The organism is Geitlerinema sp. PCC 7407 (assembly GCF_000317045.1).
Taxonomy (GTDB): domain Bacteria; phylum Cyanobacteriota; class Cyanobacteriia; order PCC-7407; family PCC-7407; genus PCC-7407.
In genome coordinates this window covers 4495155-4518982 of sequence record NC_019703.1, presented here as the reverse complement: position 1 = coordinate 4518982, position 23828 = coordinate 4495155, and the positions used below count along the sequence as shown (strand labels likewise).

Here is a 23828-nt window from a genome sequence, read left to right as displayed (position 1 = left end):
TTTACCCCGGTGAGGATGTCAACGCTGAGCAGAGAGCCAAAACCCCTTCAAGACAGAGGTTGGTGACGCTCCGGGCCTTTAGCCTGAAGACAGTAGACCTCTGGAGGAATTCCATCATGCTGCTTCAGCACAAAGAAACTGCGAACTTGATCAAAGTTGTCGATCCCACCGACCTGTTCAACCCGTCCACAGAGTCCATTGAGGGCCAGATTCAGGCGGGTCAAGAAGAGCAAGACCCCACGCCCTTTGCCAAACAGGAGCTGGTGTTTCCGTCGGGGGAGGCCCTGCCCCGCTGCTGGCTCGACCCAAACTACCGCCAGAACTAGCTAGCTAAACGAATCTGCGAGGAAGACGCCGCTGCGCCGCTCATCGCCCGCCCCCGCAAAGCGATCGCCCGCTTGGGCCATCACCGTATGGACCCCGCCAAAGAACATGCTGGGCGCTTGCCACTGGGTCTGCTCCTGGGCGATCGCCGGTCTGTAGCGGGCTAGGCGCTCCACCGCCCCGGGGTCAAACCCGGGCTCAAGGCTGAGGCGCCCCTGCTCCCAGTGGATGCGGGGACTGCTCACCGCCGCCGGGGCCGCCATGCCAAAGTCCAAAATGTTGGAAATCACCTGCAAGATCGCCGTGCGGATGCGGTTGGAGCCGCCGGAGCCCAGCACGACTTCGGGGCGGCCCTCCCGCAGCACCAGGGTGGGCGCCATCATGGACGACATGCGCACATTTTCGGCCCAGCGGTGGAACCCAGCGGGATTGAGGTCTTCTTCGCCCAGCATGTTGTTGACCATGATGCCGGTGCCAGGAATCAGGTAGCCCGAGCCTTCGCCGTTGGAGGTGGTGACGCTGGCGGCGTTGCCTTCGGCGTCGAGGACGCTGATGTGGGTGGTGCTGCCCCACCGGTTCACGGCGTTGGTCAACTCGGCTTGGTAAGGCTGCACGTGGTCTAGCCCGAGAAATCGCTGGGCAATGTCCGCGCTGTGGATGTGGTCGTCGTAGCCGTCCTTGCGGGCGGCGTTGGTCAGGGCCATGGCCGTGGCCAGGGTGGCCAGGTGGCGATCGCTGCCAAAGCCCATCGCGCCGAGATCCTGGGTTTCCAGCAGCGCCAAGGCAAAGGCAATCAGCGCGCCGCCGGAGCTGGGGGGCGGGTTGGTCAACAGCGTATGGCCCCGATAGCGAATCTGGAGGGGCGATCGCGCCTGAACTTGGTAGCGCGTCAGGTCCTCCAGGCTCAGGTGGCCGCCGCCCTGGCGACAGTCCGCTGCCAGCTGATGGGCCATTTCCCCTTGATACAGCCCCTCGATCCCGTGGTTTGCCCAGCCCCGCAGGGTCTCGGCTAAGTCACGGAAGTGCAGCACGTCCCCGGCCTGGGCCAAGCTGCCCTGGGGCGCGTAGATGGCCCGCCCCTCGGTTGACGCTGTCAAAATGGGCGCCAAAATCTGGAGGCAGTAGGCCTGGAAATCATTCAGGGCCACGCCCCCCTCGGCGTAGTGAATGGCCGGCTCAGCCACCGCTGCAAAGGGCAGGCGTCCCAGCCGCTGATGCACCGCGTGAATCCCTTTGAGGGCGCCGGGCACCGCCATCGAAGCTAAACCAATGTGGAATTCCTGGACCGCGCCCCCAAAATTTACCCCCACCGGATAGAAGTCCAGAGGGGGCGATCGCCGCTGGCGGGGCGTCTGGGTAAAGAAGTCAAACAGCTGGGCCTGCCGATCGGCTGTGTAGGCCAGCAAAAAGCCGCCGCCCGCGGGCGAAGTCAGGGGGGACTCCACCACCCAGGAAGTCAGCACGGCCGCCGCCGCCGCATCAAAGGCATTGCCGCCCTGACGCAGCATTTCGAGGCCTGCTTCGGCCGTGAGGGGATGGCCCGCCGCGATCGCCCCTCCCAGGGGCTGTCGGCCCATCAGCGTGCCCTACAGGTGCGATCGCACGAAGCGCTCAAAACGTTCAAGGCCTTTCTCAATGGTGGGCAAATCCGTCGCGTAGGACAGGCGAATATTGGCGTCTGTGCCGAAGGCCATGCCGGGAATCGCCGCCACCTGCTGCTCTTCTAGCAGGCGATTGCAAAACTCCAGCGAGCCCATGCCCAGCTTGCTGATATCGGGAAACAGATAAAACGCCCCCTTGGGCTCCGGGCAGCTCACGCCCTCGAGGGCGTTGAGGCCGGCCAGCATGACTTGGCGGCGCTGGGCGAAGGCTTGGCGCATCTCCTCGACGCAGTCCTGGGGGCCTTTGAGGGCGGCGATCGCCCCGTACTGGGCGAAGGTGCACACGTTCGAGGTGCTGTGGCTCTGGAGGGTGGTGGTTGCCCGAATGATTTCTGGCGGGCCGGCCAGGTAGCCAATGCGCCATCCGGTCATGGAGTAGGCCTTGGCAAAGCCGCTGCTGGTGATCGTGCGCTCGTAGATCTCGGGTCCCACCGCGCCAATGCTCAGGTGCTCGGCCCCGTCGTAGCAGATTTTTTCGTAGATTTCATCGGACACTACCAGCAGGTCTGCCTCCACGATCACCTGGGCGATCGCCCGGATTTCCTCCGGCGTGTAGACCATGCCCGTGGGATTGGAGGGCGAATTTAGCACAAACAGCCGCGTCTTGGGCGTGATGGCCTGCCGCAGCTGCTCGGGAGTGATTTTGTAGCCGCTCTCGAGGGTGGTTTCGACGATGATCGGCGTGCCCCCCGCTAGGCGCACCATCTCGGGGTAGCTCAGCCAGTAGGGCGCTGGGATGATCACCTCGTCGCCGGGATCGAGCAGCACCTGCATCAGGTTGTAGATTGACTGCTTGCCGCCGTTGGTGACCAAGACATTCTCGGCGCTGTAGCACAGCAGGTTTTCGGTCTGGAGCTTGTGGGCGATCGCCTCGCGCAGTTCCGGTTCTCCTGCTGCTGGGCCGTAGCGCGTTTTGCCTTCGTCGAGAGCCTGCTTGGCCGCTGCTTTGATATGAGCCGGAGTCTCAAAATCCGGTTCACCGGCACTGAAACTGCAAACATCCACGCCCTCGGCTTTTAGGGCCTTGGCTTTGGCGGCGATCGCCAACGTCATCGAAGGCGTTACTTGACTGATTCGTGCGGCTAATTTGATGCTCATCTCAATTTCAAGCAGCGTATGGCTCTCGCAGACGTTTCTCCCAGGAAGCCAATACCTATCACGTTAGATGCGATTTAGATCCTCATTTGTGAAGTGAGAAATCACGGTCCACCGCCAGCACAGGCCTCGTCTGCTCCACAAGATCCTACCTCCCTACGCCAGTCTGCGATCATTGCCGACTGCGAATACGGCGATTCGTTGACAAGAATTCTTAAATTCCCGGCAGGTTCTCCTGCAAAAGCGTCCCCGACCCCCCGCACGCTCCGAGCCGTCAGCACTCCGGAAGGAGGAGCGGCTTGGGGCCGATTAAGCTAAGAAGAGGGCCACCGCCTTGGCCCTGCCAGGATTTTCGAGGTTGTTTTCGCGTCTATGCTAAATATTCCGCAACGGCTCGCCGATGAGCTGTCCCTCAAGCCGTTTCAGGTGGCCCAGGCCCTAGAGCTGTTTGCTGAAGGCGCAACGGTCCCCTTCATCGCCCGCTACCGCAAAGAGCGCACCGGGGAGATGGATGAGACCCAGTTGCGCACGCTCCAGGAGCGCCACGCCTACCTGACGGAGCTCGAGGCCCGCAAGGCCAGCATCCTAGAGGCGATCGCCGCCCAGGGCAAGCTCACCGACGAGCTCCAGGCCAAAATCAGCGGCTGCCTGCAAAAAACCGAACTCGAAGACCTCTATCTCCCCTACCGCCCCAAGCGGCGCACCCGCGCCACTGTGGCCCGAGAGCGGGGCCTCGAACCCTTGGCCCAGGCGATCGCCCACCACAACCAGCCCCAGGCCCCGGCGATCGCCCTCGACGCCGCCGCCGCGCCCTACGTGAATCCTGACGCCGGTGTGACCACGCCCGAGGAGGCGCTCCAGGGCGCTGCTGACATCCTGGCGGAAGCCGTGGCCGAAAACGCCGATCATCGGGCCTATTTGCGCGAATTCTTGCTCAAAAACGGCCTTTTCAGCTCCAAAATCAAGGCCGACTTCCCCGAAGGCTCCACCAAGTTCGAGATGTACCGGAACTACCAGAGCCCGGTCAAAGACATCGCGCCCCACAACCTGCTGGCCCTGCTGCGCGGGGAGACCGAGGGCGTTTTGACCCTGGAGGTAACCTTTGACGAAGAGGCGGTGCTGCACTACCTAGAAAGCCAAGAGAGCCGCAGCAAGCAGCGATCGCTGCGGGAGTTTTATCGCGCCCTGCTCAAGGACGCCTTTCAGCGCTTGATGAAAACCTCCCTCCTCAACACCCTGATCGCCGAGAAGAAAGCCTGGGCGGACGGCGAGTCGATCCAGACCTTCGAGGCCAATCTGCGCAATCTGCTGCTGGCCGCCCCGGCGGGCATGAAGCCGACCCTGGGCCTGGACCCTGGTTTCCGGACCGGCTGCAAGATGGTAGCCCTAGACGAAACGGGCAAATTTCTGGAATATCAGGCGATTTTTCCCCACCAGGGCCAGGGACAGCGCGATCGCGCGGCCGCAGAGCTCCGGCGCTTCATCGGGCAGTACCGCATCGAGCTGATCGCCATCGGCAACGGCACCGCCGGTCGAGAGACGGACGCCTTCGTAGCAGAGGTGCTGCAAACCCTCGATCGCAAGCCCGTCAAGGTGATGGTGAATGAGGCCGGGGCGTCGGTGTACTCGGCCAGCGAGGTGGCGATCGCCGAATTTCCCGAGCTCGACGTCACGGTGCGGGGCGCCATCAGCATCGCTCGCCGCCTCCAGGACCCCCTGGCGGAGCTGGTGAAAATCGACCCCAAATCCATCGGCGTGGGCCAGTACCAGCACGACGTGGACCAAAAGCTGCTCAAGCGCAAGCTCGACGAAACGGTGGAAAGCTGCGTCAACTACGTGGGCGTGGACCTCAACACCGCCTCCAAAGAGCTGCTGACCTTCGTGTCGGGCATCTCCCCGGCGGTGGCGAACAACATCGTGGCCTACCGCAACCAAAATGGCGCTTTCAAGCACCGCCGAGAGCTGCTGAAGGTGACCAAGCTCGGCCCCAAGGCCTTTGAGCAGGCGGCGGGCTTTCTGCGGATTCGCGGCGGCAAAAATCCCCTGGACAATACCGCCGTCCACCCCGAGAGCTACGGCATCGTGGAGGCGATCGCCGCTGATTTGCAGCTGCCCCTGGTCGAGATTCCCCAGGCGGGCGATCGCCTCGCGCGGCTGGACGTGCGGCGCTACGTCACCGACACCGTGGGCGAGCCGACCCTGCGGGACATCCTGCGCGAGCTCGAAAAGCCCGGTCGCGACCCCCGAGACCAGTTCACCTACGCCACCTTCCAGGAAGGCATCAACGACTTGGCCGATCTCCAGGTCGGCATGACCCTAGAGGGCGTGGTGACCAACGTGGCGAATTTCGGGGCCTTCGTGGACATCGGCGTGCACCAGGACGGCCTGGTCCATGTGTCCCAGCTCGCCGATCGCTTCGTCAAGGACCCCCAAGAGGTGGTCAAGGTGGGCCAGGTGGTGAAGGTGCGGGTGATGGAGGTGAATGTGCCCCTCAAGCGCATTAGCCTGTCGATGCGATCGCCCGACGGCGGCGCTCCCAAGCCCCGAGCCGCCCGACCCGGCACCGATCGCGATCGCCCGGACACTAGCGGCGCCTCTCTGGCCGACCTCAAGGCCAAATTTAATCGGCGCAAATAGAGCCCCGATCACGCCCCGATCGCCCTGCCCGAAAATTTCAGATGCCAGAGAAATAAAGGTACTCCGAAGGGTGCCGTGTTCTGCCGGGACCTCCGCGATACTTTTCTTGGAGACTACTCCTAAAGACCTTACCTGTCTGCTTGGGGTCAACCAACCTTGGCTCAGGCAGACTTTTTTCTCGGCTGTCTAATAGGGCTGGATTGACCCCTACCCGTTGCGATCGCCCCCTTTATTGTCTCTTCGGCCTCTTCTCCCCATGGGCTCTATCCAAATCCTGCGAGACTTTCCTTCGCCCCCGGAGCAGCTTCAGCGCACGATTCGCATCTTCACCCCAGATGCCTACGATCAGCAGCCCGATCAGCGCTTCCCGGTGCTGTACCTGTTCGATGGCCAAAACGTGTTTTCCCATCCCGAATCGGCGGTCTACGACACCTGGTGCGCCAATACCACCCTCGAAAGGCTGGTTGCCGAGGGCAGTATCCGACCGTGGATCATCGTGGCCATCGACCATTTGCCCAATCGCCTCGAAGAATATTCGCCTTGGATTGGCGGTCGGGGTCCCCAGTGCGCAGAGTTTGTCGTCCACCATCTCAAGCCCTACATTGACCAGCACTTTCGCACCCTGCCTGAGGCCCCCTGGACCGGGATTCTGGGGGCCAGCATGGGCGGCTTGATGGCTCTCTACCTGGGGCGTCGCTTCCCAGAAATATTTGGGCGGATTGGCGGCCTGTCCCCGGCGCTCATGTGGGGCGGCGGCCAAATGTTTCAGTTCTGGGACCGCCACACCCGGCACTGGTCCAAAATTGCTCTGCACGTGGGCAGCCAGGAGCAGTATTCCTTCTATGGGGTTTGGCTGGACTACGTGCCCATCACCCAGGATTTTTATCGTCATCTCCGGGGTTTGGGCTATGGCGACCATGAGGTGCGCTTTAGCTTGGCGGAGGGTGACATCCATCACGAAACGGCTTGGCAGCGGCGATTGCCGGAGATTCTGCGCTGGCTGCTAGTCGATCCTGAGGGCCTTTGAAGGGACGGTGAACCAAAGCGCTGAAAGGGGATAGAAATGGCCCGCTCACTGCCAAGGATTTGGGAAGCCTCGGCTGTTGGATCTGAATGCAGATTCTGACTTTGGCTTCGGGGTGGTGAGAGACCAAGAGATATCATGGCCAAATTTCCCGATAAGCTAGTAGGGAAGCAGTGCCAGCGCCCGTTTTGGCGGCAGTCTGGGCTGCAGTGTAGGCTCACCGATGTGCAGGAGACATAAACCCATGATTTTGCCCGGTTCTGCGGTTCGCGTTGTCAACGCCAGCGATACCTACTACGGCTTCCAGGGACAGGTGCAGCGAGTCAGCGACGGAAAAGCGGCGGTGCTGTTTGAGGGAGGGAACTGGGACAAGCTCGTGACCTTCCGGCTGTCGGAGCTTGAGGTGGTGACGGCGGGTCGCAAAGGGAAATAGCGGTGCGCCTGCCCCGATCGCAATTTGCGGCGCGCGATCGCCATCCCAACCATTTCGCGGAGGTCATCGAGACGTCCACGACGGAGTTTTTGGCCCAGTGCCTGGAGCCCGAAGACCTCAGCTTCGCGGTGATGCCGCCCTTCGGTAGCTGGGTCAAGTCCGTTGACGAAGAGTCGGGCAACCAGGTCTACGCAGTGGTTTACCACGCGACCACCAGCCCCATCGACTCGGTGCACCGGGCTCGGGCCTTGGGCCTGTCTCTCCAGGATCTGCGAGAGCAGCAGCCCCAAATTTTTGCCATGCTCAAGACGGAGTTTCGGGCGGCGATCGTTGGTTTTCAGGCACCGCCGCGATCGCCCAGCGCCGACGATCTAGGCCCGGTCTATCAGCATCTGCCGCCCAGGCCGCCCCAGATTCACCAGGCGGTGTATCGCTGCGAACCGGCGGAGGTGGTGCGCTTTACGGAGCGCTTTGATTTTTTGCGGACGCTGCTCGAGGTGACCCAGGCACCGGTGGATGCCCTGGTGGCGGCGGCGATCCGGGAGGTGTATCAGTGTCGTCAGGCCGATCGCCCGTGGCTCGTGCAGGCGGGGCGCTCCCTCGGAATTTTGCTCAAGGACGACTACGATCGCCTCCAGGTCATTTTGAATCAGGTTCATCCCTAGAGCAGTGCCTTGGCCGGAGCAAAGGGCGATCGCGGTGCCGAGCCGTGCCCATTGGTGTCCGCGGACGCCGCCTCAGTGCCCATCAGTGGCCTAGCCATGGCGATCGTCTCGGGCAGCACCCCGACGAGCTGCGCTAGCACCTCATTGGGCAGGCGATCGACGGTCTCGGGATTGGCGCAGCGCCCCAGCGTGTGCAGGATGCCCTGGGCGCGCTTGAGGGGGGCCGGCAGACCGACGATTTTTTGCGTGATCGTGAGCCAGCGCTGGCGAGTGGTGTAGGCTTGGCGACGCACGGCCCGATCATCGGAGTAGATCAAGGACGGCGCGCCAAAGGGCACAACGCGCTGACAGTCGAGGTCAAAAACGCCGCCAATGGCAGAACCGGGACCGGCGATCTCGGCATGGTGGCGATGGCAAATAATCAGGCCGCTGCCTCGTTCTCCTTGGACAATAAAAATCTGGCCGCTTTGTAGCTGGGACAAAACTGCATTGGGCTGGATCAGCGGCTGGGGCAATAGAGAAGAAGACATGGCAATCAGGGGAGGCTGCTATTTTTAGGGTGCACTGGTCTGCGCCTGAGCAAGGTGAATCTTGCGCAATATATGACTTACTACTCAAGAAGATTTTGTGAAGGTATCGACGAGCACGGCAGTGGCGCTTTTGGCAGCACGCGATCGCTGCGATCGCCCTCTCGCTGGGCCGCTGATCTCGCTATGGCGCCCTAGCCCTGGGCAGCCTGACGTTGCAGATAGGCTAGGCCCAAAAACACCGCCGCCACGCTGCCCGCGACGCAAATATCCCCTACTTCTATTTTGGCGACCAGCTCCGAAGGCGGTATTAAAACAATCTCGATTTCTTCCGTAATGTCGAGGATTTGATCAGCGGTTTTTTGGGCATTTTGAGCCAAAAACACGTGAATTTTGTTGGTTTCCTTCACCGGGTTGTCGTAGAGAACCCCTAGGGATATCCAGGTCGAGGCGGTATAGCCCGTTTCTTCTAGCAGTTCTCGCTGGGCTGCCCCTTGGGGCGCTTCTTGGGCAGGGTCAAAGGTCCCCGCGGGCAGCTCCAGCAAAACTTCGCCCGCTCCGTGACGATACTGACGCACAAAGACCAGTTCCCCGGCACGGGTCACGGGCAGCACGAGAGCCACATCGGGGCGCACGCTGAGAAAATAGTCATCGATGACGGTCCCGTTGGGGAGCTGCACGCGATCGCGCCGCACCTTGTACCAGGCGTGGTCAAAGGCCATCTGGGAGGCCAGGGTTTTCCATTTGTGCAGCTCAGCCACGAACCTTGTCTCCTGCTGCGAATATCGCCCCCACCTTAAGCTGACTGCTCCCCACCGCGCACGCTTTTTGCCCAGAAAAAAGCTCCGATTCGGAGCTGGGAGAGGGTCGAAAAAGATTGGGCGAGAGCATGGCAGAGGCTCCTGCTGCGCAGGTCTAGCCGCGATTTTTGATCAGCAGCACTTCGATGATCTTGATGGCGATCGCGTCATTGAGGCCCAGAGCAATCTGCAAATCGTTCAAAAATTTCTTTTCTTCTTCTGCCACGTGACCATCGGCCAGGACCAAGTCCGTGGCCACGGCGAACACCGTTTCCTTCAGCTCAAAGGGCAAAGAGGCGATCGCCAAATCCACCAGAGAGCCAGCTCCGTCCCGCCGCATGATGCCCAGCAGCTTGTCGAACATCCGCCGCACCACATCAGTGGAATAGTTCTTAAACATCTGCATCCGCGACAGGGTCGTGTAGACCCCCGTGGACTCCTCGTCGGACAAGTACCCATCCGATGCCACCGCCACTAGCACGATCGCTGCAAACGCCTCCGGAGGATTGAGGACGTCTTGCTGCTGTTCCGTGCGAGCGCCACCAAACACTTTGTCAAACAAGCCCATATGCTTTCCTCAACAAGTGGTAGGAAATGGAAATTGCTGCTGCAAGGTCCGGAAGCGCGCGGATAGTGGCTCTAGTCACCCCCATCAGCGGAGGCACTCCCAGAAATTACAGGGATGACTTCACCAGCATGGCGACAGATTTAGCAAACGCCTAGAATTCTGCGAAAAATTTAATGCCCCGGGGTGAGCAGGCAGCGCTCGAGGGTGGCGACCACCGATTGGCCCAGGCTGGCTAGATCGTAGCCGCCTTCTAGGCCAAATAGGATGCGGGGCGTGAGGCTGAGGCAGTGCTGGGTGAAGAGGCCGTAATCGGCTGGCTTGAGGCAAAGGCTGGCGATCGCGTCGTCCTTGTTGGCGTCGTAGCCCGCGCTGACAATCAGCAGATCGGGCCGAAATGCTTTGAGGGTCGGGACAATCTTTTCGCGAAAGAGGGGGTCGTAGTCCTCGAAGGTGCTCTCCGGCGGCAGGGGCAGGTTGAGCACATTGTGGTGAAACCCCTGCTCGGAGCGGCTGCCCGTGCCGGGATAGCAGGGCGACTGGTGCAGCGAGCAATAAAAAATCTGGGGGTGGGTTTCGGTGAGGGCCTGGGTGCCGTTGCCGTGGTGGACGTCCCAGTCGAGGATGGCAACGCGCTGGATGCCGGGCTGGCTAAGGGCGTAGTGAGCGGCGATCGCCGCATTGGCAAAAATGCAAAATCCCATGCCGCGATCGCGCACGGCGTGGTGACCCGGCGGCCGCGCCAGCACAAAGGCCGGTCGACCCGTCTCCAGGACCTGATCGACGCCATCGAGCCACGCGCTGACTGCCAGTTGCGCGATCTCAAAGCTGCGGGGAGACACCACCGTATCGCCGTCGAGATGGCCGCCGCCGCGATTGGCCAAGACCCGCACCTGCTGGACATAGTCGGGTGTGTGAATTTGCTCGATCCAGGGCAAGACCGATCGCGTTTCAATGGGAGTGGGCGATCGCCACGCCAGCTGATCGGCCCAGGGAGCGGCTCGCAGAGCAGACATCACCGCCCGCAGGCGATCGGCCCGCTCCGGATGAAACAACCCAGTATCGTGGAGAAGAAAGTCGTCGGCGTAAATAATCGGCAGCATAGACGCTTTGACAGGATATATTGCGATCCTAGCGAACAGGCCAGCGCCTCTGAGCCGCGCCCGTAAACGCAGGTTTTGCCCTTGATGCTTGTCGTGGCCTTTTTGTTTTGCTCACCTCTCGCGTCCTGAACCGTGCCTATGACCCCAGATCCCCACGCTGACCAGCCCCCCGCCCAAGAATTTCCGCCCGCTGCGGACCTCTCCGAAGAAGACGACGCGCTCGACAATCTCAACGGCCTTGCTCAGCCGGTGGAAGGCCTCAGCCCCTCAGCCACCGCTATCTTGGCCGCCAGCCGCAACGCTCAGCTGGCGATCGCAGCCTCCCGGCTCCCCCGCCGAGTACCGCCGGGCTCACTATTTGGCCTCGTGGCGATCGCCATTTTGATTCTCGGGCTGGCCCTCGACCTAGACTGGCTGACCTGGCCTGCCACCCTGGTGTCGCTGCTGATTTCCCTTCGCCTGCTGTGGCCCCTCTTTCGCGACATCCTGGAGGAGCTGGTCAAACCTCAGCAGCGCACCTTTCTGGTCGGCAGCCTGGGGCTAACGCTGGGATTTGTTGGCCTTTGCCGCCTGCTGGGCTGGGACCGCCCGATCGTGGCCTGGTTCAAAACCATCAACTGGGACATAGTCGCCGTCCTGAGCGACTTCATCGGCGCCTTTGGCCAAATCTTGATTGCGATTCTGGCGGTGTACGTGGCCTGGCGGCAGTACGTCATCTCCAAGGACCTCACCACCCAGCAAAACCTGCTGACTATTCAGCAAAACCTGATTACTCAGCAGCAGACCATCGACACCTACTTTCAGGGCGTCTCGGATCTGGTCCTAGATGAAGAAGGACTCCTCGAAGACTGGCCCCAGGAGCGGGCGATCGCCGAAGGCCGCACCGCCGCCATCCTCAGCAGCATCGACGCCAACGGCAAAGCCAAAGTCATTCGCTTTTTGTCCCAATCGAAGCTGCTGACTCCCCTCAAGCGCGACCAGCGCCTGGGCCGCGCCATCCTCGACGGTGTCGGCGGCTATGCCGAGGACCGCGAGCAGGGCGTCCGGGTGATCGACCTGGGGGTCATGCTGGCCAAGGCAGACCTGTCGCGCACGGATCTGCGCTGGACCGACCTCAGCGACGCCAACCTGGTGAGCGCGGACCTGAGCGAGGCGGATCTGGTCAAGGCCAATCTGGCCCGCACAATTCTCTACGGGGCGAAGCTGCGGGGCGCGGACCTGCGGGGCGCGCGGCTGTTCTATGGCGAACCCCAGACCGCGACGCCGCGCAGCCGCACCGAGCCCCCCAACTACGCAACGGGTGAGTGCACGGGGGCCGTGGTCGAAGACGCTGACTTTAGCCGGGTGGAGCGATTGTCTGAAGGGCAGCGCTACTACATTTGTGCTTGGGGCGGGGCGCGGACCCGAGCGACGGTGGTGGGAGGCTGCGAAGGCATCCCCAATGAGCTGGGCCATTAGCGATCGCCCCTAAGCCATCCCAAGTCGCCCCAAAATATCCAAGATCGTTCCAAGACAAAAGCCGCCCTGGAGGACGGCTTTGTTATTTTGCTCTAAGAGCTGGGGTGCTAGGATTCGAACCTAGGAATGGCGGAACCAAAATCCGCTGCCTTACCGCTTGGCCACACCCCATCGTTGTCGCTTGGGCTTCATTGCTGTCGCCTCAGCGAAACTGATTGTAACAGAACATGAGGGCGATTTGTCAAGAATTTTGTGCTTGTTTTTTGAAACGTCTCACATTGCCCATCCAGGCCTGTCCCTGAGCCAGCCAGCCGCGATCGCCCTCCCCTAGGCCCGCCGTTCGGGTCCCCCGAAATCGCCGCACCACGGACTGCTCAACGCCGATCTGCACCGTCACCGGCAGCACCTCTATCTGCGATCGCCCCAGGCCCCCCTCGATCCGCATCAGCGAAATTTTCCAGCAGGGGGACTGCATCATCCAGCCCAGGTGCCGCTGGTTTTCGTACACTGGCCGGATCGTCTGGCCCTGATACTCCCAGATCATCGCGTTGGGGCGGCACGCCTGGTTGGCCAGTAGCGTCTGCACCTGGCCCCAGCTGTCGGTGCTGTGGAGCGAGATTTGCTGTCCAGCCACAAAGCAGGTGGCCCCCATCAGCCAAGTGAGCCGTTTGGCGATCGTCTCTAGCCGCGCAAAATCGCTCATCAGCAGCGAGGCTTCGTTGACCGCTAGCAAATCTTGGGTCGGGTACCACAGCTCAAAGCTGCTTTGGTGATCGACGAGGACGGTGCGCAACTGCAAACCATTGACCATGGCCGCAGGACTGGGGGCGATCGCGAGTTCCGGCGGAATGAAGGTACCAGTCAACATCCGTGTTTTTCAGGAGTCTTGATAGAGGAAGAAAACCCCTCAGATACAGATTCCACTGAAAATACGGAAATTACTAAAAAGCCTCTGTGAAGTTGCTATGAAGAGTTGACCAGTATACGGAGAATAAGGCCTAGGGGCGATCGCCCTAGGGATGGCCCTGGAGATAGCTGCGCGGAAAAACCGGAATTTCGATCACAAACTCGGCTCCTTCTCCCAGTGCGGAAAGGCACTGGAGCGTGCCGCCGTGGCGCTCCACCACGATTTGGTAGCTGATCGAGAGCCCCAGGCCGGTTCCCTGGCCCACCGGCTTAGTCGTAAAGAAGGGATCAAACAGCCGCTGCTGCACCTCCGGCGTCATTCCAGGCCCGTTGTCCCGAACCCGAATCACGACGGACGTGGGCACCGAGCAGGCCAGCGCTCCATGGGTCCCGATGGGCTCCCCCTCGGACTGCTTGACCTCCGTTGAGATCACAAGCAGCGGATCGTGATGCTGCTGGAGGGCGTCCGCGGCGTTGCTCAGCACGTTCATAAACACCTGATTGAGCTGGCCCGCGTAGCACTCCACCAGGGGCAGCTCGCCAAAAGCCTTGATCACCTTGACGCCATCGCGGTTGGCCTTGGGCTTGAGGCGGCCCTGGAGAATCAGCAGCGTATTGTTAATGCCTTCGTGGATATCGACCGGTTTCATGGCGGCTTCGTCGAGGCGCGAGAAGTTGCGCAAAGACAGGACGATTTGGCGAATCCGGTCGGCGCCCATCTTCATGGAGGCCAGGACTTTGGGCAGGTCGTCGGCGAGAAACTCGAGGTCAATGGTTTCGGTAAAGCTGTCGATCTCCGGCACGGGCTGGGGATAGTGCTTGGTGTAGAGCTCGACGAGCTCTAGCAGGTCGCGGGTGTAGTTGCTGGCGTGGGTGAGGTTGCCGTTGATGAAGTTAACGGGGTTGTTGATTTCGTGGGCGATGCCAGCGACTAGCTGACCCAGGCTGGACATTTTTTCGCTCTGGATGAGCTGGGTCTGGGTGTGTTTGAGGTGCTCGAGGGTTTCGTTGAGCTGCTGGGCCTGGGTCTGGGCGGCGAGGGCAGCGGCTCGGCTCTGGGCGTAGAGCTCGGCTTGGTCGATGGCGAGGCCGAGCTGGTTGGTGATGGCGGTGACGAGCTCGACTTCGCTCTCGCTCCAGGAGCGGGGACCGCTACAGTGGCTGCACACGACGGCCCCGAGCTGGCCCGCCCGCGTCTCCAGGGGCACCAGGAGCTGGGAAACGATGCCCTGATCGAGCAGGAGCGATCGCGTGTCGGAAGGCAGCTCGTCGTCATCGAGGACGCTGTTGATCCGCAGGGTTTGCAGGTTGAGGATGCTGGTGGCGATCGCCGGGGTGCGGTCCGCCGGGAAGTCGCCCAGCAGGCTCGGCAGCTCGGCGGGTTTGTCTTCGTGGGTGACCGCCAGCTGGGCCGCCTGCTCGCCAATGCTGTCGCGCGACTGAATCCAGCACCACAAAAAGTAGCAGCGATCGATTTGCAGCAGGTTGCGAATTTCGGTGACGGCGGCTTCCAGGATGGTGTCGAGGTCGAGGGAGTTGCGAATCTGGTTGGCCAGCCGAAACAGCAGGGCCTCCCGGCGGCTCAGCAGGGCCTCGCGAGCCCAGTTGCGATCGATCGCCACGGCCATGCTGATGCCCAGCCACTGGATCGCGCCGAAGGCGGCGTCGCTCAGGGGCTCGTTGCCAAATAGAGCCATGACGCCGATGACGCGATCTTCGAGCACCAGGGGAATGCCCACAAAGGACTGAAAGCCTTCTTGCTGGACCCAGGTTTGGTCCAAGATGCAAATGTCGCTGGCTAGCTGGTTTGCGACGTAGGGCTGCCGACTCTGAGCAATCCGGCCAATCAGGCTGATGCCCATGGGGATCGACGCGGGAAATTCGTCGGTGTGGCTGTGGTGTCCGGCGATCGCCTGCAATTCGAGCAGGTGGGTTTCCTCGTTGTAGGTCCACAGGCGCACAAAGTCGATGTCCAGATAGACGGCGATCGCCTCGGCGCACTGGGCCAAGACATCCGTGAGCGAGCCGCTTTGGCCCAGCAGCAGACCCACCGTCGTCGCCAGGGTCGAGAGGCGCGACTGCTCTAGCAAGTTGGCCTCAGTTTGCTTGCGCGCCGTCACGTCCCGAAAGTACACCGCCAGCCCGCCGGTGTGGGGATAGGCGTGGACCTCTAGCCAGAGACCCAGCGGATCGTAGTACTCCTCAAAGTTGACCTTGGTGCCTTGGGTGACGGCCCGGCGGTACTCCTGCTCAAAGATCGAGCCCACCGCGTCCGGAAACATCTCCCAGATGCACTGGTGCAGCAGCTCATCGCGCGATCGCCCCAGCACCTGCTCCGCCCGCACATTGAGATAGCTAAAGCGCCAATCAGCGTCCAGGGTGAAAAAAGCGTCCGTGATGCCTTCGAGGATGTAGGCGATCGCCTGGTTGCTCGGCTGGATCGTCAGCTCACACTGCGGTGCCAGCGCCCCCGCCGTCAGGGCCGCCCCCAGCGAATCTCCTGCCCCGTGGCGCAGCCGCCGCAGCTCCAGCTGATCGATCACCTGCTGAGCCATCATGCACAGCGTTTGCCGCTGCTCCGGGGTGAGGGTGCGCGGCACCGTATCCAGAATGCTCAGCGTCCCCAAAATCGCGCCTTCCGCCGTTACCAGAGGCTCCCCCGCATAAAAGCGCACCCCCGGCGCATCCACCACCCAGCGATTGGCCTGCCACTGCGGATCCGTCGCCGCATCGCCCACGTACCACCCGCGGCCCTGCTGGACCACATAATCACAAAAACTGCCCTCCCGAGGGACTTGCCGCTGGGGCAGTCCCACTTGGGCCTTGAACCACAGGCGATCGCGATCGACAAAGGCGATCGCCGCCATCGGCACCTCACAAAATCGAGCAGTCAATCGCACCAGATTGTCAAAGGCGACTTCCGGTGCAGAATCCAAAATGCCATACTGCCGCAGGGTCTCTAGCCGCGCCATGTCACCAGAGAAGGAAGGGATAAAAGGGAGTGCAGGAACACTCTCAGGGGAGCAAGAAGAGGGAATAAGCACGGGTAGGTTCCTGGCTGTAAGTAAAACCCAAGCAGTGCCGCCAGCGCCTGGCAACCCCTGAGCTTCCGAACGAGCATCCCCCATGGATGCTGCCCCTCCACCCCGACCGCTGCCATGCATTGATACATGTATTCAATCCACCGCCACCCACATCAACCATGAATTGCCCAGGTTTCTAGCATGGAAGCAGCCTGTTAGACCACAGCAGCCGATCGACACACTTTGTGGAATGGGCCAAAAGTCAGATTGACGCTGGTTTCCACTACTCTCTAAAGTGCCCATCTTCCGGCTGCTTCTATCCGCTCCCAAGCCAATTGTTGACCCAAATTCAAGTCGGAAACCGCCTCCCCATTCCAGCGCCTCGCGGATCCTTGGCCACCGCGATGAGAGTGGCTACTCCGGGCTTGGTGTCTGTGGCTTATCCTTGGCGATCGCGCCAGCCAAAATCCTCCCTGCGGGCTCCTCGACTGCCAAGATTCCCAAATAAAAGGCCACAAAATCACCGCGCCCTTGAGATCCTTGGCGGACTTTCCCGCTGCCTCAGCGAGATCGCGATGGAATTTCCGCCATTACGCGTTTGTGATCGTTGTCAAATCAGGGGATGATTGCGTCCAATGAAATTAACTAATTCTTTTTAAAAAAAGATCGAATCCCTGATTGGGGAATGAACGAGATCAAGAAACCGAAAGGTATTTATAAACTGCTATCCAAAAGTGATTTTTTACGAACAATTTTGATGAATCCGGACTAATTCTTCATCATTGCTCGACTTTCTATTCAAACTATTAAAAACCGTCAGAGTATTATTTCTCAAGTTGCTCAATGGGAACTTTAAACCTAGGTCACAGCATTCCATGGAAAGGAAGCGTCATGCCTGAAGGAGCCGCAAAGCTGCCACAAGTCTTAGCCGTTGATGATAGCCCGATCGTCTTAGAGATGGTCCGCCGCATCCTCAAGGATGACTATCAGGTTCTACTAGCGGACAACGCCGTAGAAGCTCTGTCTAAGATTTATCACGAACCGATTTCGGTCTTGCTTTTAGATGTTTCGATGCCGCAGATCGATGGGCTCGAACTGTGTCGCACAGTGAGAAATTTGCCGCAGTTTCGAAATTTGCCCATTGTGATGATCACATCGCGCGATAAGGCGTTTGATCGGGTGCAAGGGCGCATGGCTGGGGCAACCGAATATTTGACGAAGCCCTTTGAGGCCCAGCAGCTCAAGCAGATTGTCGATCGCCTGACGCGATCGACGGAGTCTCCGGCTGGCAGCGTGGCCTAGTCGGGCCACGGCTGCTGGCGGGGGCGATCGCCCAGTCCCAAAAAATTTTTGGGCACCAGCGCGCGCTGGCTCGGGAGTGGCGCGGCCTAGAGGCGCGATCGCCCGGTCATGCAGCGCTGGATCACATAGCCCGCAATGTCGTTGAGGGGCAGAATGTGCTGAGCGGCTCCCAGGGCGATCGCCTCTCGCGGCATGCCAAAAATGACGCTGCTGGCTTCGTCCTGAGCAATGGTCATGCCTCCGGCTTGGGCGATCGTCAGGAGCCCGTCAGCGCCGTCGCGCCCCATCCCCGTCAGCAAGACGCCGATGGCGCTGCGACGAAAGGTGTGGGCCACCGACTCAAAGGTCACGGTCACCGAGGGACAGTGGCCGGACACCGGTGCGCCTGAGCGCGTCACAAAGCGGCCCGCCCCATCAAAAAGCAGGTGCTGGCGCTCGGGCGGAAAGTAAACGTGGCCCGATCGCGGCAGATCGCCCGCTCGGGCGATCGTCACCGGCAGCGCGCAGCCGTGGCCCAGCCAGTTGATCAGCCCCTGCAAAAAGCCTTCGCTGATGTGCTGGACGCACACGATGGGTAGGGGGAACTTGGGCGGCAGCTGGCTCAAGATCGTGTACAGCGCCTGCGGCCCGCCGGTGGAGGCGCCAATGACCAGCACCCCGCCCGTTGCGGGGCGGGGGTTCACGTCGGCGGGGAGCGGCGGCAGCGGCAGCGGCACGACAGCGGCTGGATTGCCTGGGTTGGCTGAGGGCGATCGCCCCCGGTGCTGCGTAAACACCGTCACCCCCGACAGCACCTTGATCTTGTCGATCAGCGCCTGCGCAATCTTCGGATCGCTCACCGCTAGGCCGCCGACCGGCTTCGGAAAAATGTCCACAGCCCCCGCCTCCAGGAGCTGAAAAATATTTTGGCTGTCGTCCTCTTGGACCGAAGCGCTGATCACCAAAATCGGCTTGGGCGAAGTCGACATGACGCGCCGCGTCAGCTCCAGGCCGTCCATCTGCGGCATGTGCAAATCGGTGCAAATGACCTGGGGCCGAGCCTCGGGCAGCAGATCCAGGGCTTCTTGACCCGTGCGTGCTGTTCCCACAATTTCGATGTCGGGAGACGCCTTGAGGATCCGCGTGAGCACTGCTAGCGCCACTGGAGAATCCTCGACCAACAGCACACGAATGGGCTGGGGCATCTACATCAGCCTCCGCAGGGTATCCAAGAGAACCTCTTGATTGAAGGTGCCCTTCGTAATGTAAGCATTGGCTCCCACCTCGACGCCGCGCTTTTTGTCTTCGTCGCTGGCCAGGGTGGTCACCAAAACGATGGGCAGCTCGGCGAAGTCGCGATTTTGGCGAATTTGGGCGGTCAGCTCGAAGCCGTCCATCTTGGGCATTTGGACATCGGACACGACCGCATCAAAGGCGCGAGACATGATCTTGCTAAAGCCGTCGAGGCCATTGACGGCGGTCACGACTTCGTAGCCCGCCCCCTCTAGAATGCGTTTTTCTTGGGTGCGGGTGGCGATCGAGTCTTCTACCAGCAGGATCACCTGTTTGCGGGTGGGCTGGGCAGCGGGGGCAGGGGCGACGGCCGAGCGCGATCGCTGGCGGCGATTGATGGACTTCACTAGGTCCGGCGCGCTGAGGATCATGCAGACTTCCCCGGTGCCTAGGATCGTTGCCCCGGCCACGTTGCGGACGCGCCGCAGGATTTTGCTTTGGGGCTTGAGCATCACATCTTGTTCGTCTAGCAGGTCATCCACGAGCAGGGCGAGCCGCTCTTCTCCCACCTTCAGCACGATGCAGGGCATGGGCTGGTCGGCGCTGAGGGCCGCTTTGGTTTTGGCATCCTGGGCCGGCAGCTCCAGCAGATCGATCAGGTGAGCTACGGGGACGGGGGATTCGTCCAGGAGGGTGGCTTCTCGGCCTTCGATGGTGAAAATCTCGGAGGGGCGCACCAGCTGGGTCCGCAACACAAATTCGACCGGCAGGGCATAGTCGATGCCCGCGACGCGGACGATCAGCACGTGGACGGTGGCCAGGGTGGTGCCCAGGCGGATGCGAATGGTGCAGCCCTGACCCGGCGTCGAGAGGACTTCGATGCTGCCCTTGAGCCGATCGACGTTGGTGCGCACGACGTCCAGACCGACGCCCCGTCCGGAGACTTCGGTGACGAAGTTGCGGGTCGAGAAGCCCGGCTCGAAGATCAGGGCCTGGATCTGGCTGGGGGTCATGGCGTCGAGGTCTTCTTCGCGGCAAAGCTGCTTGGCGATCGCCGCGCGCCGGATCGCGACAGGATCGATGCCCCGGCCATCGTCGGAGACCTCGATCAGGATGTTGTTGGCGGTTTGGTAGCCGCGCAGGGTGATGGTGGCGATCGCCGGTTTGCCCAGGCGCTGGCGCTCCTCCGGCGACTCCAGACCGTGGTCGATGGCATTGCGCAGCATGTGGGCGATCGGGTCTTTCATCTCCTCCAGGATGCGCTTGTCGGCGCGCGTTTCGCCCCCTTCGAGCACCAGCTCGACCTGCTTGCTTTCCTGGCGGGCCAGATCGCGCACCATGCGAGGAAAGAGGCTAAAAAGACTCGACAGGGGCATCAGGCGCAGGGTGCGCACCCCCGCTTCGAGCTCCTCGGCCAGCCCTTCGAGGCGCATCGTGTCTTCGTAGAGGGCGTTGCGCAGGCGGGTGATGGCGGTGCCCATCTGCTCGATGCGCTCTTCGGTGCGCTGCTGGAAGGTCTGCCAAATCTGGCTGCGATCGCCCATCGCGCCGGTACTACCCAGGGCATAGCGATTGACAAAGGCGTCGCGGCTCCAGTCTTCCCAAAATCCCAGGAGCGACTCGACATCATTGAGGCGGTGAGCAATGCGGATTTTCGTCACCGTCAGCTCTCCGGCTTGGGTCATCAGGGAGTCGAGATCCCGCGTTTCGACCCGCAGCGTCTTGATGCGGTAGTCGTCGGTGGGTCCGTTGGCTGGGCGAGGGGCCGGGGGCGGCAGGGTGGCAATGGGCGGCAGAAGCACAGCGGTGGGAGCGTCTGGGGCGATCGCGCCGCCATGGGTGCCCCCGTTCAGGTCAGGACTCAGGCTGGTATGGGTGCCCCCGTTCATGCCAAGGCTCAAGCTGTCTCCTGGCTCTGGCAGTGGTTCTGGCAGCGGTTCTGGCAGCGGCAATCCGGCTGCCAGTGCCGCTTCGTCGGCGGGCGGCGCGGGCGGGGACTCCTCAGGCGGCGTCCCGCCGCCCAAAAAGCGCGCTAGAGCGTGCACGGGATTGACGGAGGCGCGCTCGCCGGTCACGGCTTCGTGGACCAGCTCGCCCATCACCTCCAGCACCTCCGACACGCGATCGCCCAGCTCCGGCGAAAAGGCGATTTCTTGGCGGCGCACCTGTCCCAGCACATGCTCGATCTCGTGGGCCAAGGCTCCCACCTCGCGCACCCCCAGCATGTTGGCGTCCCCCTTGAGGCTGTGGGCTTCTCGCATCAGGTTTTCTAGGCAGGCCTGATCGTCAGGGTGCTTTTCGAGGTGCAAAAGCCCCGCATCGAGCTGCTGGAGATGTTCCTCGCTGGCGGTTTTGAAAAGCCCGCGCAGCTCTTCGTCCTCAATGAACATAAGCGCCTCTTGGCAATAGCGTTTGAGAGAAGGGGCGATCGCCGACCCAGGACTATCGCGGTAAGCTGCCCCGGCCCCCAGGGGAAGCAGAGCCGTCAAAAAGCATCAAATCACCGCCTGGAGATTGAGCGCGGCGGCGTTGAGACGCTGGGTGCCAATGCGCACCTGGGAAATGCCCCCGGCGCTCTCTTGGGCCGCTGCATTGAGGGCATTCATTGCCTCGATCACTTGCTGAATGGCGATCGCCTGCTGCTTCACGCTCAGAGAAATCTGCTGATTATTGAGCATGACGTGCCCCAGGGAATCCTTCACCCCATTGAAGGACTGGGCGGTTTCCTGGGCCACTTTCACCCCGGTTTCTACCGTTTTGGTGCCCTCATCGGTCACCATCACCGTGGAATTGATCGCGCTTTGAATATCGACCACCAGCGTGTTGATTTTCTCGGCGGACTTGCGGCTCTGGTCCGCCAGCTTGCGGATCTCGGCGGCCACCACCGCAAAGCCCTTGCCGTGCTCGCCTGCCCGGACCGCTTCGACCGCTGCATTCAGGGCCAGCATATTGGTTTGGTTGGCCAGATCGCTCACCAGCCCAGAAATATTTCCGATTTGGCTGGTTTGCTCGCTCAAGCGCAGGATCTGGTCGGCGATCGCGCTCACCTTCTCCCGCAGCACCTCCATGCCCTCCATCGTCCGATCGACTGCCACCGTGCCCGCCTCCGACAGGGTCAAGGCCTGACGTGCCTCCAGCACAGCGGCCTCTGCCTGCTCGGTAATCTGGCGCGACGAGGCCCCCAGCTCATCCATCGTGGCCGTAGTTTCGTGGACCGAGGTGGCCTGCTGGGTGGCGGTGCGCTCCTGCTGCTCGATGGTGGCGGCAATCTCCGACGAAGAGCTGCTCACGGCGCTGGCGGCCTGGTTCATTCGCTGGGAAATGCCTGAGGCAATGCGCAGCCCAATAATCACCGCTAGCAGCGCCGAACTCAGGGTCGCTACAAAGACCGCTAGAACGAGGGTTTTGAGAGCTTCTTCGTTGCTTTTGGTGCGCTGCTCAATGATGTCTTGCTCCCGCTCTTCAAAGGCTTCTAGGAGACGCGAGATTTCTTCGGAGCGGCGCCGGCCATCGGAGGCCTTCCAGCGGGCGATCGCCGCCTCGCCCCGGCCATCGTTGACCAGATCGACCAGCGTGTCATTGAGCTCGGCGATCTGGCGGTGAGCCTGCTGGATTTCCTGGAACATAGCCTGCTGCTGCGAATCGCTGATCAGCCCAGAGATCTCTTCGGCCAGGGCCTGATAGGTGGTGCGGGCCTGCTCATAGGTTTCTAGTGAGATCGAGCTGCGATCGAGCAGGTGTCCCCGCACGGCGCGATCCATGATCTGGACGCTCAGAGCGAGCTTTTGGGCCTTGTCCAGCACCTCGTAGGACTTGTGGGTCAAGGTCGTCTGCTGCTGCACCATGGTCACGCGCGAGTACACAATGCCGGAGGATACGATCGACAGAATCACGGGTATGCCGTAGCCCAAAAGAATGCGACTTCTGAGGTTGAGGTTTTCGAGCATGAGTGGGTACCTCTAGCAAAATGATGAAGATAAACGGCCGGCCCTAAGCAACTTCTTCATCGACGACCAGGCCCCCTTGGCTCAGAAACTTGGCTAAATCCAGAATGCTCATCATCGCGGTCTGGTAAGGGGCGGATCCTTTGAGATAGTCTTCGGTGCTGTTGCGGACAGCATTGGGCACGGGCTTGATATCGCTGGGATGAAGGTATACAACGTCGCAGACCTCGTCGACCTGAAGGCCGACGATGATGTCTTCGACTTGGAGGACCACGGCTTGGTCTGAAGTGGTCTGGGCGGTGGTGACGACGCTGAGGGATGGGCGCACATCCACCAGGGTCAAGATTTCGCCTCGCAGGTTCATGTTGCCGACGACGTGGGCGGGGCAGCAGGGAATTGGCGTCACTTGGCGAACGTCGGTGAACTCGCGCACGATGTCGAGCTCGATGCCGAAGTATTCGTTGCCGAGGCCAATCACGGCGAGGGGAATGAGCTGGCTGGCGTCCTGAGTTTCGGTCTGATACAGGAGGTTTTTGGCCCGATGCAGAAAAATTTCTCGTTCTTCGGGGGTGGCCTCGGGGAAAAAGTAGCTGTGGGCGCGATCGCTCCCCGAAAGGCTCTCGGCGTCGCCGCTGAGGTCTTGCTCGCTGCTGCTGACCGGCGGGGCGCTGGCGTGGAGATAGCCAAACAAGCTGGCGGCGTTGAGCAAAAAGACGAGCTGATCGTTGATCTGGGTGACGCCGGTGAGGGTGGCAGTGGGGATGCTGATGGGCGATCGCCCGGCCCAGTCGGTGACGACTTGGTCTGCCGAGATGGTCTGGATTTCGTGGACTTGGTGCACGAGGATGCCGACGCGGCGATCGCCCTGGGCCAGGACAATCACGCTGTCGGTGATGCTGTAAGGCCGGGGCTTGCACCGCAAAAAGCGCTCAAGATTGATCACCGACAAAATCTCGCCTCGCACCCGGACGATGCCCGCGATCGCTGGGGGAGCCTCGACCACCGGGGTCAACTGGGGCAAGAAAAACAGCTCCTGCACCAGCAGCGCCTCGACCCCGTAGCGCGCATCTCCCAAACTAAAAATGAGATATGACTGACTATCCATAGACCGTAAACGCTCAGGATCGAAGAAAAGATTCGCGAGAAGAT

Annotated in this window: 20 protein-coding genes and 1 tRNA gene; 8 read left to right on the top strand and 13 right to left on the bottom strand. The window is 61.3% G+C overall.

Going from position 1 to position 23828, the window contains the following annotated elements; genetic code table 11:
- Positions 1-116 precede the first annotated feature (116 nt).
- Entirely contained in the window at positions 117-326 is a 210-nt protein-coding gene (locus tag GEI7407_RS18465) for a hypothetical protein (protein WP_015173737.1), read from the top strand.
- Here GEI7407_RS18465 and ggt read toward each other — a convergent pair whose 3' ends face one another.
- Both ggt and GEI7407_RS18455 read right to left on the bottom strand, forming a co-directional pair.
- Complete coding sequence (gene ggt, locus GEI7407_RS18460; RefSeq protein ID WP_015173736.1) at positions 327-1901, bottom strand: gamma-glutamyltransferase; 1575 nt, start codon at positions 1899-1901, stop codon at positions 327-329.
- 9 nt (positions 1902-1910) lie between these two features.
- Positions 1911-3077 carry a pyridoxal phosphate-dependent aminotransferase gene (locus GEI7407_RS18455; RefSeq protein WP_041269247.1) on the bottom strand — a complete coding sequence of 389 codons (1167 nt, stop codon included), beginning with the start codon at positions 3075-3077 and terminating at the stop codon, positions 1911-1913.
- A 375-nt stretch (positions 3078-3452) separates the two neighbouring features.
- Between GEI7407_RS18455 and GEI7407_RS18450 the strand changes: the two genes are divergently transcribed.
- From GEI7407_RS18450 to GEI7407_RS18435, 4 genes are all read left to right on the top strand, one after another.
- On the top strand, positions 3453-5717 hold the full coding sequence (locus GEI7407_RS18450) for a Tex family protein (RefSeq protein WP_015173734.1): 2265 nt from the start codon (positions 3453-3455) through the stop codon (positions 5715-5717).
- Positions 5718-5973: 256 nt separating this feature from the next.
- Positions 5974-6744 carry an alpha/beta hydrolase gene (locus GEI7407_RS18445; protein WP_015173733.1) on the top strand — a complete coding sequence of 257 codons (771 nt, stop codon included), beginning with the start codon at positions 5974-5976 and terminating at the stop codon, positions 6742-6744.
- A 241-nt stretch (positions 6745-6985) separates the two neighbouring features.
- On the top strand, positions 6986-7174 hold the full coding sequence (locus GEI7407_RS18440) for an NAD(P)H dehydrogenase subunit NdhS (protein ID WP_015173731.1): 189 nt from the start codon (positions 6986-6988) through the stop codon (positions 7172-7174).
- Positions 7175-7176: 2 nt separating this feature from the next.
- Positions 7177-7839 carry an HAS-barrel domain-containing protein gene (locus GEI7407_RS18435; RefSeq protein ID WP_015173730.1) on the top strand — a complete coding sequence of 221 codons (663 nt, stop codon included), beginning with the start codon at positions 7177-7179 and terminating at the stop codon, positions 7837-7839.
- Here GEI7407_RS18435 and GEI7407_RS18430 read toward each other — a convergent pair.
- Positions 7836-8369, bottom strand: a complete 534-nt coding sequence (locus GEI7407_RS18430; protein WP_015173729.1) for a hypothetical protein — start codon at positions 8367-8369, stop codon at positions 7836-7838. The two genes, GEI7407_RS18435 and GEI7407_RS18430, sit on opposite strands and share 4 nt — an antisense overlap.
- 72 nt (positions 8370-8441) lie before the next feature.
- Between GEI7407_RS18430 and GEI7407_RS21845 the strand changes: the two genes are divergently transcribed.
- The gene (locus GEI7407_RS21845; protein ID WP_255347593.1) at positions 8442-8564 is read left to right on the top strand and encodes a hypothetical protein; all 123 of its coding nucleotides are present in this window, start codon (positions 8442-8444) and stop codon (positions 8562-8564) included.
- Here GEI7407_RS21845 and GEI7407_RS18425 read toward each other — a convergent pair.
- The 3 genes from GEI7407_RS18425 to GEI7407_RS18415 all read right to left on the bottom strand — a co-directional run bounded on the left by GEI7407_RS18425 (position 8561) and on the right by GEI7407_RS18415 (position 10834).
- Positions 8561-9127, bottom strand: a complete 567-nt coding sequence (locus GEI7407_RS18425) for an NUDIX hydrolase (protein WP_015173728.1) — start codon at positions 9125-9127, stop codon at positions 8561-8563. The two genes, GEI7407_RS21845 and GEI7407_RS18425, sit on opposite strands and share 4 nt — an antisense overlap.
- A 154-nt stretch (positions 9128-9281) precedes the next feature.
- The gene (locus GEI7407_RS18420; protein ID WP_015173727.1) at positions 9282-9734 is read right to left on the bottom strand and encodes a tellurite resistance TerB family protein; all 453 of its coding nucleotides are present in this window, start codon (positions 9732-9734) and stop codon (positions 9282-9284) included.
- Positions 9735-9904: 170 nt separating this feature from the next.
- The gene (locus tag GEI7407_RS18415; protein WP_015173726.1) at positions 9905-10834 is read right to left on the bottom strand and encodes a histone deacetylase; all 930 of its coding nucleotides are present in this window, start codon (positions 10832-10834) and stop codon (positions 9905-9907) included.
- A gap of 138 nt (positions 10835-10972) precedes the next feature.
- On the opposite strand from GEI7407_RS18415, the gene GEI7407_RS18410 reads away from it, so the two are divergent.
- The gene (locus tag GEI7407_RS18410) at positions 10973-12292 is read left to right on the top strand and encodes a pentapeptide repeat-containing protein (RefSeq protein WP_015173725.1); all 1320 of its coding nucleotides are present in this window, start codon (positions 10973-10975) and stop codon (positions 12290-12292) included.
- Between the two features lie 99 nt (positions 12293-12391).
- Here the strand turns inward: GEI7407_RS18410 and GEI7407_RS18405 are convergent.
- The 3 genes from GEI7407_RS18405 to GEI7407_RS18395 all read right to left on the bottom strand — a co-directional run bounded on the left by GEI7407_RS18405 (position 12392) and on the right by GEI7407_RS18395 (position 16170).
- Positions 12392-12463, bottom strand: a tRNA-Gln gene (locus tag GEI7407_RS18405).
- A gap of 70 nt (positions 12464-12533) precedes the next feature.
- A complete protein-coding gene (locus GEI7407_RS18400) occupies positions 12534-13160 on the bottom strand; it encodes a hypothetical protein (RefSeq protein WP_015173724.1) in 627 nt (208 codons plus the stop codon).
- A gap of 145 nt (positions 13161-13305) precedes the next feature.
- Positions 13306-16170 carry a GAF domain-containing protein gene (locus GEI7407_RS18395; RefSeq protein ID WP_015173723.1) on the bottom strand — a complete coding sequence of 955 codons (2865 nt, stop codon included), beginning with the start codon at positions 16168-16170 and terminating at the stop codon, positions 13306-13308.
- Between the two features lie 942 nt (positions 16171-17112).
- Between GEI7407_RS18395 and GEI7407_RS18390 the strand changes: the two genes are divergently transcribed.
- Positions 17113-17523, top strand: coding sequence for a PleD family two-component system response regulator (locus GEI7407_RS18390; protein WP_015173722.1), 411 nt, complete (start codon positions 17113-17115; stop codon positions 17521-17523).
- 86 nt (positions 17524-17609) lie between these two features.
- On the opposite strand, the gene cheB is transcribed toward GEI7407_RS18390, so the two are convergent.
- From cheB to GEI7407_RS18370, 4 genes are all read right to left on the bottom strand, one after another.
- The gene (gene cheB / locus GEI7407_RS18385) at positions 17610-18707 is read right to left on the bottom strand and encodes a chemotaxis-specific protein-glutamate methyltransferase CheB (RefSeq protein WP_015173721.1); all 1098 of its coding nucleotides are present in this window, start codon (positions 18705-18707) and stop codon (positions 17610-17612) included.
- Positions 18708-21125: a hybrid sensor histidine kinase/response regulator gene (locus tag GEI7407_RS18380; protein ID WP_015173720.1), complete on the bottom strand. Its 2418-nt coding sequence runs from the start codon at positions 21123-21125 to the stop codon at positions 18708-18710.
- A 105-nt stretch (positions 21126-21230) separates the two neighbouring features.
- Positions 21231-22682 (bottom strand): methyl-accepting chemotaxis protein, encoded by a 1452-nt coding sequence (locus tag GEI7407_RS18375; RefSeq protein ID WP_015173719.1) that lies wholly within the window; start codon positions 22680-22682, stop codon positions 21231-21233.
- Between the two features lie 43 nt (positions 22683-22725).
- Positions 22726-23784 (bottom strand): chemotaxis protein CheW, encoded by a 1059-nt coding sequence (locus GEI7407_RS18370; RefSeq protein ID WP_015173718.1) that lies wholly within the window; start codon positions 23782-23784, stop codon positions 22726-22728.
- Positions 23785-23828 lie beyond the last annotated feature (44 nt).